The organism is Mucilaginibacter aurantiaciroseus (assembly GCF_024055595.1).
Lineage (GTDB): Bacteria > Bacteroidota > Bacteroidia > Sphingobacteriales > Sphingobacteriaceae > Mucilaginibacter > Mucilaginibacter aurantiaciroseus.
On the sequence record NZ_JAMXOF010000001.1, the window covers coordinates 1,202,820 to 1,218,571 of the forward strand.

At 41.6% G+C, this 15,752-nt stretch carries 19 protein-coding genes and 1 other RNA gene; 6 read left to right on the top strand and 14 right to left on the bottom strand.

Translation table 11 applies throughout. The annotated features are described in order from the left end of the window. Positions 1–25: 25 nt before the first annotated feature. Genes argC through NAF17_RS05605 form a run of 5 tightly spaced genes read right to left on the bottom strand, consistent with a single transcriptional unit; the run spans position 26 to position 3,607 of the window. A complete protein-coding gene (gene argC / locus NAF17_RS05585; protein ID WP_252756992.1) occupies positions 26–1,021 on the bottom strand; it encodes an N-acetyl-gamma-glutamyl-phosphate reductase in 996 nt (331 codons plus the stop codon). Next, entirely contained in the window at positions 1,002–1,352 is a 351-nt protein-coding gene (locus tag NAF17_RS05590) for a cupin domain-containing protein (protein ID WP_252756993.1), read from the bottom strand. The genes argC and NAF17_RS05590 overlap by 20 nt, the downstream gene beginning before the upstream one ends. A gap of 2 nt (positions 1,353–1,354) precedes the next feature. Then, positions 1,355–2,548 (bottom strand): argininosuccinate synthase, encoded by a 1,194-nt coding sequence (gene argG, locus NAF17_RS05595; protein ID WP_252756994.1) that lies wholly within the window; start codon positions 2,546–2,548, stop codon positions 1,355–1,357. Between the two features lie 30 nt (positions 2,549–2,578). After that, the gene (locus tag NAF17_RS05600; protein WP_252756995.1) at positions 2,579–2,941 is read right to left on the bottom strand and encodes a four helix bundle protein; all 363 of its coding nucleotides are present in this window, start codon (positions 2,939–2,941) and stop codon (positions 2,579–2,581) included. A 6-nt stretch (positions 2,942–2,947) separates the two neighbouring features. After that, the gene (locus NAF17_RS05605; RefSeq protein WP_252756996.1) at positions 2,948–3,607 is read right to left on the bottom strand and encodes a GNAT family N-acetyltransferase; all 660 of its coding nucleotides are present in this window, start codon (positions 3,605–3,607) and stop codon (positions 2,948–2,950) included. A gap of 347 nt (positions 3,608–3,954) precedes the next feature. Between NAF17_RS05605 and NAF17_RS05610 the strand changes: the two genes are divergently transcribed. Beyond that, on the top strand, positions 3,955–4,464 hold the full coding sequence (locus NAF17_RS05610; protein WP_252756997.1) for a 2'-5' RNA ligase family protein: 510 nt from the start codon (positions 3,955–3,957) through the stop codon (positions 4,462–4,464). Here NAF17_RS05610 and NAF17_RS05615 read toward each other — a convergent pair whose 3' ends face one another. The 3 genes from NAF17_RS05615 to NAF17_RS05625 all read right to left on the bottom strand — a co-directional run bounded on the left by NAF17_RS05615 (position 4,465) and on the right by NAF17_RS05625 (position 6,424). Next, positions 4,465–5,421, bottom strand: coding sequence for a YpdA family putative bacillithiol disulfide reductase (locus NAF17_RS05615; RefSeq protein WP_252756998.1), 957 nt, complete (start codon positions 5,419–5,421; stop codon positions 4,465–4,467). Positions 5,422–5,530: 109 nt separating this feature from the next. Continuing rightward, positions 5,531–5,629, bottom strand: an RNA gene (gene ffs / locus NAF17_RS05620) — signal recognition particle sRNA small type. Between the two features lie 192 nt (positions 5,630–5,821). After that, positions 5,822–6,424 (bottom strand): 2'-5' RNA ligase family protein, encoded by a 603-nt coding sequence (locus NAF17_RS05625; protein ID WP_252756999.1) that lies wholly within the window; start codon positions 6,422–6,424, stop codon positions 5,822–5,824. Between the two features lie 60 nt (positions 6,425–6,484). On the opposite strand from NAF17_RS05625, the gene dinB reads away from it, so the two are divergent. Beyond that, on the top strand, positions 6,485–7,660 hold the full coding sequence (gene dinB / locus NAF17_RS05630; protein WP_252757000.1) for a DNA polymerase IV: 1,176 nt from the start codon (positions 6,485–6,487) through the stop codon (positions 7,658–7,660). A gap of 131 nt (positions 7,661–7,791) precedes the next feature. Here dinB and NAF17_RS05635 read toward each other — a convergent pair whose 3' ends face one another. From NAF17_RS05635 to NAF17_RS05650, 4 genes are read right to left on the bottom strand one after another with little or no spacing between them, the layout of a single operon-like run. Then, complete coding sequence (locus NAF17_RS05635; RefSeq protein WP_252757001.1) at positions 7,792–8,316, bottom strand: GNAT family N-acetyltransferase; 525 nt, start codon at positions 8,314–8,316, stop codon at positions 7,792–7,794. 3 nt (positions 8,317–8,319) lie between these two features. Next, positions 8,320–8,910, bottom strand: a complete 591-nt coding sequence (locus NAF17_RS05640) for a hypothetical protein (RefSeq protein WP_252757002.1) — start codon at positions 8,908–8,910, stop codon at positions 8,320–8,322. Continuing rightward, positions 8,897–9,394, bottom strand: coding sequence for an RNA polymerase sigma factor (locus NAF17_RS05645; RefSeq protein ID WP_252757003.1), 498 nt, complete (start codon positions 9,392–9,394; stop codon positions 8,897–8,899). The genes NAF17_RS05640 and NAF17_RS05645 overlap by 14 nt, the downstream gene beginning before the upstream one ends. 43 nt (positions 9,395–9,437) lie before the next feature. Next, positions 9,438–9,965, bottom strand: a complete 528-nt coding sequence (locus NAF17_RS05650) for a hypothetical protein (RefSeq protein WP_252757004.1) — start codon at positions 9,963–9,965, stop codon at positions 9,438–9,440. 93 nt (positions 9,966–10,058) lie between these two features. Between NAF17_RS05650 and NAF17_RS05655 the strand changes: the two genes are divergently transcribed. The 4 genes from NAF17_RS05655 to rpmA all read left to right on the top strand — a co-directional run bounded on the left by NAF17_RS05655 (position 10,059) and on the right by rpmA (position 12,854). Beyond that, positions 10,059–11,456, top strand: coding sequence for a dicarboxylate/amino acid:cation symporter (locus tag NAF17_RS05655; RefSeq protein ID WP_252757005.1), 1,398 nt, complete (start codon positions 10,059–10,061; stop codon positions 11,454–11,456). A gap of 137 nt (positions 11,457–11,593) precedes the next feature. Further along, positions 11,594–12,016 (top strand): hypothetical protein, encoded by a 423-nt coding sequence (locus tag NAF17_RS05660; RefSeq protein WP_252757006.1) that lies wholly within the window; start codon positions 11,594–11,596, stop codon positions 12,014–12,016. 68 nt (positions 12,017–12,084) lie between these two features. Further along, positions 12,085–12,393: a 50S ribosomal protein L21 gene (rplU, locus tag NAF17_RS05665; protein ID WP_252757007.1), complete on the top strand. Its 309-nt coding sequence runs from the start codon at positions 12,085–12,087 to the stop codon at positions 12,391–12,393. Positions 12,394–12,440: 47 nt separating this feature from the next. Then, complete coding sequence (gene rpmA, locus NAF17_RS05670; protein ID WP_252757008.1) at positions 12,441–12,854, top strand: 50S ribosomal protein L27; 414 nt, start codon at positions 12,441–12,443, stop codon at positions 12,852–12,854. A 190-nt stretch (positions 12,855–13,044) separates the two neighbouring features. Here the strand turns inward: rpmA and NAF17_RS05675 are convergent, their stop codons facing one another. Together NAF17_RS05675 and NAF17_RS05680 are read right to left on the bottom strand one after the other, a co-directional pair. Next, a complete protein-coding gene (locus tag NAF17_RS05675) occupies positions 13,045–14,637 on the bottom strand; it encodes a M1 family metallopeptidase (protein ID WP_252757009.1) in 1,593 nt (530 codons plus the stop codon). A 57-nt stretch (positions 14,638–14,694) separates the two neighbouring features. After that, positions 14,695–15,669, bottom strand: a complete 975-nt coding sequence (locus tag NAF17_RS05680) for a polyprenyl synthetase family protein (protein ID WP_252757010.1) — start codon at positions 15,667–15,669, stop codon at positions 14,695–14,697. Positions 15,670–15,752: the final 83 nt, after the last annotated feature.

Below are 15,752 nucleotides of genomic sequence, written 5' to 3' on the forward strand. Positions count from 1 at the left end.
CTAACGCTAAAGTGGCGAACGCAGCTTAAAAACCGGTCGCCTTAAGTCGTAATCCGGCGCGTTCATCCAGACAAAACATGATGTTCATGTTTTGTACCGCCTGGCCGCTCGCGCCTTTAAGTAAATTATCCATTATACTCATTATAAAAATCTTATTATCGTGCTTATTAACCTGAATAAAACATTTATTTGTATTCACAATTTGTTTGAGATCGATATTCTTATTGGTTACATGTGTAAATGGGTGGCTTGCATAGTATTCCTTATAAAGGTTTAAAACCTCCGCTTCGCTCAAATCGCTCTCCGTATAGATCGATGCAATGATACCACGGGTGAAGCCACCACGATAAGGCACAAAATTAAGTTCCTTATCAAAACCTGCTTGTAATTGCCTTAGCGATTGACCGATCTCGCCCAAATGCTGGTGGTTAAAAACTTTATAAACCGAAAGGTTATCATTCCTCCAGGTAAAGTGTGAAGTGGGTGAGAGACTTTGCCCTGCACCTGTAGAGCCAGTTGTTGCCGTGATGTGTACCTCGCTATTTAGCAAACCTTTGCTTGCAAGCGGTAATAAACCCAATTGTAGACAAGTAGCAAAACAACCGGGGTTGGCTATATTGGCCGCGGTTTTAATAGCCTCACGGTTTAACTCAGGCAGGCCATATACGAAATTTTTATTCTTAAATTCAGCATTTGGGCTTAACCTAAAATCCTGGCTCAGGTCAATCACCTTAATATGTTCAGGAATTTCGTTAGCCTCTAAAAACTTTTTAGCGTCACCATGACCAACACAAAGGAAAAGAACATCAATGTTGTAAGCCAATTGGTCGGTAAACTGCAAAGCGGTATCGCCAAATAAGTCAGTATGCACATCGTAAACGTGGTTGCCCGCGTTGCTGTTGCTATGCACAAACACAATCTCCACATTTGGGTGGTTGATGAGTATCCGCAGCATTTCGCCACCTGTATAACCGGCGCCGCCAACAATACCTGCCTTTATTTTAGAGGTTAATTCTGTCATTTTTTGTAGATGGTGATGAGTAGAGGATAAATTCCAGGTCGCTGCTTTCTTTGTTACTTACAAAGTGCTTTTGGCCCGGTTTAATTTCTATGCCCTGCTCGGGCTTTAAAACACTTATCTCTCCGTTGATGGTAAAAGTTGCCCTGCCTTTCAGTATAAAAAAGAACTGCGAGGCTTTCTCGTGATAATGTAAATGCTCCGCTGTATCGGGTGGCATTAATTCTTGCTTTATTGATAACGCTTCGGTGTCAACATAGTTCCAGCCGTAGCAGTCATCGCCCCATTTATAGGTACTTAAACATTCGCTTCTCGAAAAGATGGGGTTTGCCATAATTAATCCTGTCCGTTTACTTTGTGGTATATCATCACCTGGTTACCAAAGATCTTGGAGAACCCTTTAACGTCTTCGCCGCTCCATGAATTATTCATTTCGCCGTAACTTCCAAATTTGTTGCTCATCAGGTCATGTTCCGATTCGATACCGATCACCTGGAAACGGTATGGGTGCAGCTCGATAAATACTTTACCACTAACGTTCTTTTGCGTATCAGCCAAAAAGGCCTCCATATTACGCATAATAGGGTCGTGGAACTGCCCTTCGTGAAGCCAGTTGCCATAAAATGCAGATAGCTGATCTTTCCATGATAGCTGCCATTTGGTAAGCACGTGTTTTTCTAAGGTGTGGTGCGCTTTGATAATCACCATCGGCGCGGCAGCCTCAAAACCTACACGGCCTTTAATACCAATGATGGTATCGCCTACGTGGATATCGCGACCTATACCGTAAGGTTGTGCAATGGCTTGTAGTGCCTGTATAGCCCTTGTTGGATGGTCGTATTTTTCGTTATCGATGCCAACCAGTTCGCCTTTTTCAAAAACAAGTTCTAAAGTTCTTGGTTCAGATGCGGTAACCTGGGTAGGCCATGCATCTTCCGGCAGACCTAAGTTGGAGGTCAAAGTTTCTTTACCGCCAACTGATGTACCCCAGATACCTTTATTAATAGAATACTTAGCTTTTTCGAAGTTCATTTCAACGCCGTGTTTCTTTAGGTATTCAATTTCCGCTTCGCGACTTAATTTAAGGTCGCGAATAGGGGTAATGATATTTACCTCGGGTACCAATATGTTAAATATCATATCGAAACGCACCTGGTCATTACCGGCACCTGTACTGCCATGGGCAACATATTCAGCACCAATTTCTTTGGCATAGTTGGCAATGGCAGTGGCCTGGCTAACACGTTCGGCACTTACCGAAAGAGGGTAGGTATTGTTCTTTAATACGTTACCGTATATCAAATAGCGCACACAGGTATTGTAGAAGTTAGTGGTCTCATCAACCACGTGGTGAGATGTAACGCCCATTTGGTAAGCTCGTTCTTCAACGCCTTTAAGCTCTTCGTCGCTAAAACCACCTGTATTTACAATTACCGAGTGAACCTCGTAACCCAGATCGCGTGTTAAATAAATGCAGCAAAATGATGTATCTAATCCGCCGCTGTAAGCCAGTACTACTTTCTTTTTCATGGTAAAAGGTAAAAGGTAAAAGGTGAAAGGTTATTTTCCATCTCTTAAAAATTTAATGAATGAGATAAGCATTGCTTTAATCTCGTTTATGGGTTGGTAAACTAAATCGTGTTGTTCTTGTGAAATATATCCTAAATCGAAAATTAACAAACATGTGTACTCTACTTCAAGGGCCGAACCTAAATCATTATCAAGATAATGCGTAAAATCTTTATCAGTATTGTTTCCACATCCCTCAACAATATTCATAGGAATAGAATATGCTGATCGACGTAATTGGTTGGTTAAGGCAAATTTTTCTTCGGGCGGCATAACAGGTAATATTTCCTGATACAACTGTTTTGTAAACAAGTGGGCTTTTTTCCAAATATCAAGTTTTTTATAATCTCTCATTACCTTTTACCTTAAACCTAACAGAATCATTTTCTCCATCCGCTTTTTAATGGCAGCTTCAATACGCTCAAGCAATGTCGCTTTGTGCGTAATCTTTTTCATCTTTTCTTCGTGTTGTTTTTGAACAACTTCCGGGTCAAAGAGCATGGCGGTACACATGCAGTTCTTACGGTCCTTACTCATCAAAATATCGTAGTTAACGCAGCTGCGGCAGCCTTTCCAAAATTCTTCGTCCTGGGTAAGCTCTGAGTAGGTAACGGGTTCGTAACCTATTTCGGAATTTATCTTCATTACAGCCAGGCCCGTGGTTAAACCGAATAGCTTTGCGTTAGGGTATTTACTGCGCGAAAGTTCAAATATTTTATGTTTGATAGCCTTAGCCAAACCTGCTTTACGATAGATTGGATTTACGATCAAACCCGAGTTGGCCACAAAATCACCGTGGCTCCAGGTTTCTATATAACAAAAACCTGCCCAGGTACCGTCTTTATGTAATGCTATCACCGCTTTGCCTTCCAGCATTTTATTGGCGACATACTCTGGCGAACGCTGGGCAATACCCGTACCTCGTGCCTTGGCCGATTCTGCCATTTCATCACATATCGTAGCCGCAAAATCTGCATGTTGTGCAGTGGCTACTGTTATGTCAAAATCTTGTATGGTCATTATAATAGAAAAGTTACCGTTAAATTATTGGCGCTTAAGCCATAATAATTAGAGGGACATTGTTTAAAGAAGTTTAATAATCCTTCTTTGTTTTGAAAGGGTAGACTAAAGCCTGATTAAAACCCTTGGGATGAACAGTCGTCGTCGGGTGGGAGAGAAAAATAAAACAAAAGAAAATAAAGCAGTGGCAACCATAGCAAAAAACGCCTCGGTATCCATTCTGTTTATGTTTTGTTTGATCATTATGTGTAAAGTGTTATAATTTAAAAGTTTTGTGCAAATTATTGCATAATAATTTACTTATGCAAGAAAAACTTTTAATTTGATACCGAGGTTAAGATTTGTTAATGGATACAATCAACCCGCTATTACTCACGCTTAACATTACGCCAGAGGCGCACTTGTTTTTTAATAAATTACGGAAACAGTATTTCCCGCCCGAACGGAATTTTTTGGATGCGCATTTAATGTTGTTTCACCAATTGCCCGCTAATGAGAAAAAGATTTTCGAGGACATCAATGCTGGCGTAAGAGAGTATAAAAACATGACTTTGCGGGTAACGGCATTATCCAGCATTGGCAATGGTGTTGCTTACAAAATAGTAAGCGATGAGTTACAGGTTTTTTATAAGAAGTTACAAATACAATGGGCAGAGTTGCTTATTCCGCAAGATAAAAACAAATTTTGGCCGCATATTACCATACAAAACAAGGTTAGCCCCGAAAAAGCTAAACAATTACTACAAGAACTTTCCTTCGATTTCAAGCCATTTGAGATAAAGGCAACCGGCCTAAGCCTCTGGGAATACCAGGGCGGGCCGTGGAAGTTTATAGAAAGTTTTGATTTTACTGGTTAACTATCGCTTAGCAATAATATCCGCAATAATCATATCCGCGTGGATGCGCGAATTCTCTATAAACCACAAATGCGTATCCAGTCCACCAACCACAACACCTGCAAGGTAAAGACCCGGTTGGTTGGTTTCCATTGTATAAGGGTTATAGGTTGGAATAAATTTATCCTCGGTTAGCCGGATGCCTATCATCGCCAGGAAATCGAAGTTAGGTTTGTAACCCGTCATGGCCATTACAAAATCGTTGGGGATGGTCACATTACCTTCTGGAGTATTAATATCTACCTCAGTTTGGCGAACGGCTGAAAGGCTCGAATTAAAATAGGCCTTGATGCTTCCTTCTTTAATGCGGTTAATAATATCAGGCCTAACCCAATATTTAACCCGGCTGCTTACCTCGGCACCACGAACAACTAAAGTAACTTCAGCACCTTTGCGGTAGGTTTCTAATGCCACATCAATAGCCGAATTGCTACTGCCCACGACCACAACTTTTTGCGAGGTGTAATAATGCGGATCCTGGTAGTAGTGTTTTACTTTAGGCAGGTCTTCGCCGGGGATATTAAGGTTAACGGCTATATCATAAAACCCGGTCGACAGGATCACTTTTTTAGCTTGGTATGTGGTTTTAATTGTCAATATCTCGTAACCACCATGAATTGATTTTACATTGGTAACTTCTTCAAATAAATTAAGCGGAAGATTATTTGATAATGCTACACGGCGATAATATTCTAAAGCATCATTACGGGTGGGTTTGTTGTGCACGGTAACAAACGGTACACCGCCAATCTCCAGTTTCTCCGAAGTGGAGAAGAAAGTCATGGTAGAAGGGTAGTTGTAAAGTGAATTTACCAGGCATCCTTTCTCCACAATAACAAAACTTAAACCGGCTTTTTGTGCTGCAAGTCCGCATGCTAAACCAATGGGGCCACCGCCAATAATGAGTATATCGAACATAAGGCGAAGATAGGCAGATTGCAGCTAAATAATATCGAATAATAAATGCCGAATGTAAAATTTCGAAGTTGTTGCGAATGGACTACCTCCCAGAAAAAAAGGTAAAAAAATGGGATAAGCTACTTTTATCGCGCCGCTCAACTCTCTACCCTTGCTGTGTTCCCACCCTGGGGGAGTTCAAGAGGAGCTGGCCGTAAAAGACTTATCCCGCCGCAAAGATAGAAAAAGGATGCATTTTAGGTTAAGAAATTATTAAAAAAGGAAATTGAGGAGTGGAGGTGTTGATAATCAGCGGGGTAAAATCAAACCACTTGTTATGCTGAATGATAGTGAAGCATCTACTCGTCGATTTGCATGTTGTACATTAGATCCTTCGCTATCGCTCAGGATGACAAAAAATCTAAAATAAGTTTATTTGCTTCCGTACTTCTTTATTATCATTTACCACCTCTAAATTCCTCATTCCTTTAAAGTCGAAAGTTTTAAATGCCTCCCATTTTAGTGAGCCGCCAAACGTTTCACGCTTTACTATTTTTAGTTCTTTGATCAAAAATGGCTCAACAACTTTTTTATTGTTAAAATTCGGCCACAGCGTTTTGAAATCAGCCTCAGAAACATTCCGAACTACGGTTACATGCGGCACCAGCGTTTTGCGGATGCTCAGGTTTTTCTTGAGCAGGGTAAAACAGGCATCTACCGCAGTGGTAATGCGGATGTGCGCATAAATAGTATATTGGCTATGTAGGTGACTAAAATATTTAAACCCGTTGATATGAAGCAAAACCGGCGTCATGATGTTAATGGCCCGTTCAATTTGAGATACGGTATGATTGGCATAATACGGCTTTTGGCGTTCCATATGTATTACCGAGATATGGGCGGGCGCATCCATGCTTTTGAAATTACCAACGTGCATTGCCGATGCTTTTTTGTATTTGCTGATAAGTTCTTTAACGGGTTCGGGTGGTGAGAGGAGAAAAAAATAGTCGGTATAGCTGGTCATATATCGATACAAATTTTACTAATTATTTTAGCAATTCAAATTATATTTTCATATTTGTGCATGGATGCTAAGCGGCATATTGTACATATCGACCTCGATTCATTCTTCGTATCTGTAGAGCGAAAATTCAATCCTTCACTCATCGGCAAGCCCGTTATTATAGGCGGCTCGGCAGATAGAGGTGTGGTGGCTTCATGCAGTTACGAGGCGCGTAAGTTTGGAGTGCATTCGGCTATGCCTACAAGGCAGGCGTTAAAGCTTTGCCCGCAAGCTATAGTGATCCATGGCACGCATGGGCGTTATTCGGAGGCTTCGCGAGAGGTTACGCAAATCATCCATGATATGGTGCCGCTTTACCAAAAATCGTCGGTAGATGAGTTCTATATAGACCTGAGCGGGATGGAGCGTTTTCATGACCCGTTCAAGTTGGCCTGCGAGTTAAGGCAAAAGGTTATCCGCGAAACAGGGCTGCCTATTTCTTTCGGTATGGCGTCGGGCAAAACAATAGCTAAAATGGCAACCAACCAAGCGAAGCCAAACGGGCAGCTTTGGATAAAACATGGCGAGGAGAAAGCTTTTTTAGCCCCGCTAAATATTTGTAAGATCCCCGGACTTGGTGAAAGTGCCTGCCAAAAGCTTTACCAGTACGGCATCGAAAAAATTGGCGACCTGCAGCGGGTTAACCTGAAATTTCTCGAAGCGGTATTCGGTAAAATGGGTTTATATATTTACAACAAAGCTAACGGAATAGACTACAGCGAGATTATCCCGCACAGCGACCGTAAATCGATCTCGACCGAAACCACTTTCCATAATGACGTTAATGACAAGCGTACATTAGAAAACGTACTGGTAAGCATGACGGAGGAACTGGCCGGAAAACTACGCCGCGAGAATAAGGTATCATCTTGCCTGGCTATTAAAATCCGTTACGCCAACTTTGAAACACATACCCAACAAACTAAGATCGCCCTTACCGCTGCCGAGCATATCCTTATCCCCGGTATTAAAAACCTGCTTTACAAAGCTTGGAACCAGCACCGGCCCATCCGACTGATAGGTGTTAAGCTAAGCAACCTCTGCACCGGTAGCTACCAGATAAACCTGTTTGAAGATAACGAGGAGCGAATAAAACTTTACAAGGCTATGGATGATATCAATTTTAGGTTTGGCGATAAAACAGTTTGCCGTGCAGCCGGGATGGAGATTGGAGCAAGGACGTTTAATCCGTTTTAGAAGGTGTATAAAAATGCTAATTAAAACCCGCGTCATTGGGAGGTATGAAGCAATATCTACATAGGTAAAGCCGCTATGTATAGCAAAGAGATTGCTTCGTACCTTGCAATTACGCGTAAAGAAAAGGCTCTTTAATAAAGGTCAAGCTTCATCAGAATATCCGTCTGCTCATCATTCCCTAACATAAACAGGTGGTTGCCGAATTGCTCAAAGCCTTTGTTTTTATAAAAGCTGATGGCTTTAGTATTGTGTTCCCAAACGCCAAGCCAGATGTATTTTAGGCTGTGATCTATAGCGGTTTGGATGGCAAATTCTATCAATAGTTTCCCAATTTGCTGGCCTTGAAAATCACTTAGCACATAAATGCGCTCTATCTCCAGCGCTTCAGGGTCTTGAAATTCGGTTTGGGCAAAGTTATGATTGAATTTGAGATACCCCACAATTGCATTATCAACCCAAGCAAAGTAGAATTGAGAATTTGGATTACTTAATTCAGTTTCAAATTTTGGCAGGGTAAACGCAGTTTCGGCGTAGGCAGCCATATCTGCCGCATTATTGCGGTGCAGAAATGCGTCGAAAAATGTTTTTCGGCTTAGCTCAAGCAGGGTAGCGGCATCGTTAATGCTTACCGATTTTATTTGGGTAGGATGGGTCATTAATTAATCAAATTGTTCCTGCAGGCGAACAAGGCGGTCTATCATCAGGTTTAGTTTCTCTTCCTCGTTTTTAAACATCTTTGGTTTTAGATAGAATGTTGTAAACAAAAACCATATAATAATAGAACCATAAGTAACTCCTTTAAAAGTAGCTGAGGCGTTTTGCAATACCTCTACAAAATAGAGAGCAAGGCCTCCGCTTATAAGTAATGTGTAGATGTAATAGAACCAGCCAATAACTTTGCTGCGGTTACGCTGATATTCTTTTAAACTGTGGAGATATTCGGTAGGATTAAGAGTTGCATCACGCTTGCTTAGGATGTGGTAGTGCCTTATAATTAATGTCAGGTACATCAGCATAGTAACCAACACAATAATAATACCCACAGTGGTAACCCAAGAGTTAAACGCGCCAAACAATGTTATAATAAATGCAAATGCAATTATTATAACCATGGCCACAATACTCCAATATATACGGTTTGTTAAACCGCGCACGCCGTTCTTCACCTGCTTAAGCACTTCATCAACAGATAAATGCTCTTTTTTTGGCTGCGCCTGCCAAACTGACATTAAATGATCAAAGTCTTTCATGCTGATTGTATAACTCTGTCAATTTTTGTTTAATGCGATAGATCTTCACCCTCAAATTTCCCTCTGATATACCCGAAACTTCTGCAATTTCGGGGTACGGCACTTCATCAAGCACCAATGTTATGATAATTCTTTCCGACTCTTCCAGTTTGGAGATACACTTGTACAGCAAAGTAACTTGCTCGTTCTTTTCCGAAAACACTTCTGGTTTATTTTCGGCAATTGCGGGTGTCAGCTCATCTTTGGCTTGTCGTTTTTCTGATCGTAAATAAGTTAGGCATGTGTTTACCGCTATGCGATAAATCCAGGTAGAGATGAGCGCCTGGTTACGAAACTTGTGCAGATTTTGCCAAACCTTTAAAAAGGTTTCCTGCAGTAGGTCGTTAGCAGCATCATCATCGCCGGTATAACCATAGCACAAATGGTAAATTTTCTTCGAATTGGCTTCGTATATTTTCCTGAAAGCGTCTTCTCTGTCGGCCACCTGATTAGTTAATTTTTAGTTGGACAAATTAACACCATTATTGTTACAACAAGTAACTTTTTTTATTAAACCATGGCAATTTGCCTTCCGCATCTTCTAAAAGTTTGTTATAGTCCTGGCTGTAATCAAATTGTAGATCTTCATGTAATTTGCTGATGGATGTTTTTACCTTCTCAATTTGCCTTATTAGTATTAACCTAATAGGTTTATAGGATGTTTGGCGAATTACATATTGCAGGAAATTCTGGCAAAAGTTAATTAATAACTCAATCTCCGAGGGTTTCGAGCCGATGAATTTGGTGTATTTGGTAAGCATCTTCAATATCTTGCGCAGGCCTTTTGCGGTAAAGTAACTTTGGGCAGGCAGCTGACTAAACATAAACCCTGCCTCGGCTTTTATGCTTTCTACGAAATTATTTTCGTTGTTAGCTTCAAAAAGGAGGTAAGCTAACAATTCCTTATTTTCTTTTTTATAACGTACCAGTCGCAGGCATAGTTCGGCAAGCTGCTCTTGCGATAAATGCTGAACTTCCTTCTTTATTTGTTGTAACCCGTAGACAGTAATACTCATATATAAAGTTTTCAAAGCCCCTCTCTCTCGGAGAGGGGTTGTGGTGAGGCTAATAGTTTTAATTTTTGTAGTTTTACGGCACCAAATTAACGTATGCAGAAAAGCAAATTAACCCTGTACATTTTTGTGGCCTTAGTATTAGGCGTTATAGCCGGATACATTTACAATGCTACGGTTATAAACAATATTAATACCAAAATAAGCGCCGCCGAGGTAAATATAAAAACAATAGACCAGCAATTAGAGGTGAGCAAAGATACCACAACTGCCGTTTACAAATCCCTTAAAGGTGACCGTTACGCTCAGCTAAATCTACGCAAAGCTGCCGATATTAGCCGCGAAGACAAGTTGGTCGGTTTTACGGTGTTAAGCGACATCTTTCTAAGACTAATAAAAATGATTGTAGCGCCATTGGTATTTACAACCCTGGTAGTTGGTGTGGCTAAAGTAGGCGATATTAGCGCAGTTGGCCGTATTGGTGGTAAAACATTGCTTTGGTTTTTAAGCGCAACGCTGGTGTCCCTGGCTTTGGGTATGCTATTGGTTAACTTTTTTAAGCCCGGCGAGGCTATGCACTTGCCACTACCGGATAGCCACTTATCTACAGGAATACAAAAGACCGCACTTTCACTGCGCGATTTTATAGGGCACGTATTCCCTAAGAGTTTTATAGAGGCGATGGCTAATAACGAGATTTTGCAGATTGTGATCTTCTCGCTATTTTTTGGTGTTGGTACTGCCGCCATCGGCGAAAAAGGCGAAGTGGTTATCAAAGCCATGGATGCTATTGCACATGTTATATTAAAGATAACCGGCTATGTAATGCAGCTTGCACCATTAGCCGTATTTGGTGCTATTACAGCAATAATCGCGAAGCAGGGGTTAGGTATCCTGTCCACCTATGCTATATTCATAGGTGAGTTTTATTTTTCCTTGTTGGTATTATGGCTGGTGATTATCCTTGCAGCATCGGTAGTATTGCAGGGAAGAGCATTTAGTTTAGTAGGCCGTATTAAGGATGCGATGCTTATCGCGTTCAGTACCTCTACCAGTGAGGCCGCCTATCCAAAAGTATTGTTGGAGCTGGAGCGCTTTGGCTGTAATAACAAAATTGTAAGCTTTGTGCTGCCTTTAGGTTATTCGTTTAACCTCGATGGGTCTATGATGTACATGACCTTCGCGTCCCTATTCCTTGCGCAATCCTATAATATTCATCTATCGTTTGAGCAACAATTATCTATGCTGCTGGTGCTGATGATTACCAGTAAGGGTATTGCCGGTGTGCCCCGCGCATCGCTTGTTGTTATTGCCGGTACTATTTCCATGTTCAATATTCCCGAGGCAGGCCTTGCGCTTTTAATCGGTATTGATCCACTACTTGATATGGGCCGCTCTGCTACAAACGTTTTGGGTAACGCTATGGCAACCGCGGTGGTAAGCAAATGGGAAGGGGAACTGAGCGGTGGAAATGAAATATCGAAAATTAAATAATGAATTTCGAATAACTAAGTTTAATCTCTAAATCAATAATTCAATAAATACTTATAATGGTTACTAAGCCTAAAAAAATATTCCTCGTTGCAAGTATCATCGTGCCGTTTTTACTTTATTGTTTTTACTACTACGGTATGATGATCAAAAACGCGCCTTATAAATTCTCTGAGTTTCAATCCGTACGTTTCGAGTATGGTTATGGCGATACGCTAAATAACGTTTTCGATTCAAAAACGGGGGAGTACCAGTTTGTTAACAGGCGCGATTCATTGGTGAAGGTAAAGCTTAAATTAAGCAAAGACGACCTTTTATACCTGCATCGCAAAGCTGCCGACCTGGGTTTCTGGGATTTTCCGGTAAACGAGCTTAACCCCGATGTAAAGGGGCATGTACCAAGGTATGTAATACAGTTTAATTACCTGCGCAAAACTAAGAAGGTGATGTACGATGCATCCTTTAATGGGCACGATAAGCTAAAGGATGCGAATGAAAGGTTGATAAAAGAAATTCAAAATGTATTATCTGAAGCAGAAGCACGCCAAAGAAAAAGCAAATAGTACCTTGCATATTAATTTGTTAATCCATATATTTGCACCTCAAAATTTAAAACAATAATTAATCAACAATGTACGCAATAGTAAGTATAGCCGGGCAACAGTTTAAAGTTGTGAAAGACCAGCAGATCTTTGTACACCGTTTACAAGGGGATGAGGGCGCTAATATTGAATTTGACAATGTGTTGTTAGCAGAAAACGAAGGTAGCTTCAAATTAGGTTCTGATTTGAAAAGCGCTAAAGTATCAGCTAAGATCGTGTCTCATTTAAAGGGTGATAAAGTAATTATCTTCAAAAAGAAACGCAGAAAAGGCTACCAGAAGAAAAATGGTCACCGTCAGCAATTTACCAAGATCGAGATCACCGGTATAACATTATAATTAAATTTTAACCGACTCAGTCACAGGGTCACAAAAGAAATTAAGAAATGGCACATAAAAAAGGGGCCGGTAGTTCAAGAAACGGCCGCGAATCACATAGCAAGCGTTTAGGTATCAAAATTTTCGGTGGTCAGCCAGCAATTGCAGGTAACATCATCGTTCGCCAACGTGGTACCAAACATAACCCGGGCCTTAACGTAGGTATCGGTAAAGACCATACATTATTTGCTTTAAAAGCAGGTAACGTGGTATTCAAAAAGAAAGCAGACAACCGTTCATACGTTTCTGTTATCCCTTTTGAAGTAGCACCTGTTGCAGAAGATGTAGCACCGGCACTAGCTGTTAAAGTTGAGCCAAAAGCGAAAGAGGCTGCAGTTGAAGATGTAGCTAAAGAAGCTCCAAAAGCTAAGAAAGCAGTAGCACCAAAAGTAAAAAAAGATTCAGCACCTGATGCTGAATAAGCAGCTGCAGAATAATTAAGCAGAAGCCATATAATATAAAAAGCCCTTATCAAATTGATAAGGGCTTTTTATTGGGTAAAATTCATAACCCGTCATGTAAAGATACGAAGCAATCTCTACATAATAGGCAGAGCCGATTTGTAAAGCAAAGAGATTGCTACTTACCTTGCAATTACGTTTCGGAACATACCTACTCCAATATAACTTTTTTCAAATACCAGCCATCGGCATCAATAACCGGGGTGATTTTACTTTCAATGGTTATCCCTTTTGGGGTTAGCGTCATTCGCTTTGTACCTGCATCGGTAGTAATATCAACAGGCAACTCGGTGTCAATATTTAGCAACGTGATGAGGTATTTATCTCTTGGCCTTGCTTTTACGCTAACTTCCAGTTTGTTAGTGGTACGCAGATAAAAATCGAATAAAGGTTTTAGTGATTTGCCGTAGGCGTTACTAAAGTATTGCTCGGCGTCGTCGGTAACATTCTGATGGTCGTAAGTGAACCTGGAATCAGTTGCAAAGCCTTTTAAGGTTTGGAAGAAAAGGCTATCGCCCATTACGTAATGCAATGTGTGCATAAAGTAGGCACCCTTTACATATATATCATTGTTATAGGCTGATGCTTCGTCAATATCTTTACCTAACACAATAGGCTGTTTGTTTGCAATACCAAAAGCAGATTGTTTAAAGTGTTTGATGTAAGAAGCTTTACCTTCCAGATCAAGATAGGGTAATGCATCGGCATAAGTATCAATACCTTCATGGATCCAGTAATCAGCCCAATCGCGGGCGGTTACCTTGTTGCCCCACCATTCGTGCCCAAACTCGTGGAACATCAGCCAGTCGAAATCCTGCCCGCCAACTTTGCTATACCTGAATTTGTTACCGTAAGCGTTCATGCTTTGGTGCTCCATACCCAGGTGAGGGGTTTCGGCAATGCCCAGTTTCTCTTTAGGCCATGGGTATTCGCCAAAGTACCTTTCTTTTGATTGCGCGGCTTTGATCACCATATCAATAAAATGTGGTGCCTGCGCGGCATGGTATTTTAATACATAGAACTGCACCGATACAACATTACCTAAAACCGACTTGTAACTACCTTTTACCACCTCGTAATCGCCCGCGTTAAATACAATACTATAGTTATTGATGCTGTATTTAGTTTGCCAATGGTAAGTTGCTGTAGTACCTTTTTTGCTCACACCTTTTAACAAGCCGGGGCCTGCAACAACCAAATCCTTTGGCACAGTAATAAACATATCGGCACCCTCGTTGGGCTCATCGCTCGGGTGGTCTTTACAGGGGTAAAAGATCTTACCACCGGTACCCTCCGCTGTTACTGCCAGCCATTTGTGGCCGGTAGAATCCTGTGTCCAGGTAAAGCCATCGTCCCAAGGTGGGTTTTTGGCGATGCGTGGCTGGCCGGCATAAACTACTTTTATGCTGGCTTTGCCTGTGGCCAGTTGTTTTGCAAGATTAATGGTGATCAATCCGTTTTTATGATTGAATGGCGCGCTTTTGCCGTTTACTAATACCGCGCTAACATGCAGGGAATCCATCAAATCCAATATCAACACTTTAGTCGGCTGCGCCATAATAACATCGATAACGGTAGAACCGCTTACCGATTTGGTAGCGAAATCCATATTTAGCGCGATGGTGTAATGGCGCACATCCATTATAGCCTGCTCAGGTTTAAGCTTGCCACCGGAGGTTTGGGCTTTTGTTGCGAAAAAGCACGTAAGTAAAAGTGATGCGAGGAGGTAGGTTTTGCGTATCATGATTTTTAATTATCCTAATCTAAGCGATATTCGTAATAGTTTTTTCATATATCAAATTTAATATTCCCTTACCAACAACCCGTCTGCAAAATCGCGCAGATATTGTTTATTTTCTTCGGGCAGGGTTATCTGGTCTAATGCTTCAAAAGCTTTTTCGGCGTAGGCCTGCATTTCGGCTTCGGCAAACTGACGGATGTTTACGCTGTTATAAATCTCGGTAACAGCCTTAACCTTTTCAGGGGCATCGAAAGTTGGAAAGGTGATCCAGCGGGCCAGTTTCTCGGCATTGGTATCTTTAACCAGTTCCAGGGCTTTGATGAGCAGGTAGGTTTTTTTGTTGGAGATGATATCCCCGCCAACCTGTTTGCCGAATTTTTCGGGGTTACCGTAAACGTCCAAAATATCATCCTGTAGCTGGAAAGCTATGCCCAGGTTAATGCCAAACTCCGAAAGTAAATTAGCGTCTTTCTCATCAGCTTCGCCGATAAGCGCGCCTATCTTTAAAGCGCCGCCAAGCACCACAGCCGTTTTCAGGCGGATCATGTTGATGTATTCCTTAATGGTGATGTTGTTGCTGGTCTCGAAGGTCATATCCAGTTGCTGGCCTTCGCAAACGCCGATTGCGGTGTCGTTAAAGATATCGAGCACCTTGCGCAGGAGGTTGTCGCGCACCTGCATCATCAGCTTATAACCCTCTATCAGCATCACATCGCCCGACAAGATAGCCACGTTATTGTTCCACTTTTCGTGAACGGTGGTTTTGCCACGCCTTTTGGGGGCATTATCCATAATATCGTCATGCATCAGCGTGAAGTTGTGGAATACCTCGATAGCCAGTGCAGGGGGAAGTGCAGCTTCTACATCACCGCCAAACAAATCGCAAGCCATCAGGAGCAGGGCAGGGCGCATGCGTTTACCCCCCAAAGCCAATATGTACTTTATAGGTTCGTATAATTCGGCCGGGTATTCGGGGTATTTCAGTTTGTCTACGGAGCTTGCAATCAGCGACTGCAGGTCTTCAAGTTTTCTCATGTTTTTGAGTGTGTTAAAGTGCCGGAGGCGAGGAGTGAAGAGCATAGTAAACGCGCTTCACACTCATATCCCGCACTAATCAC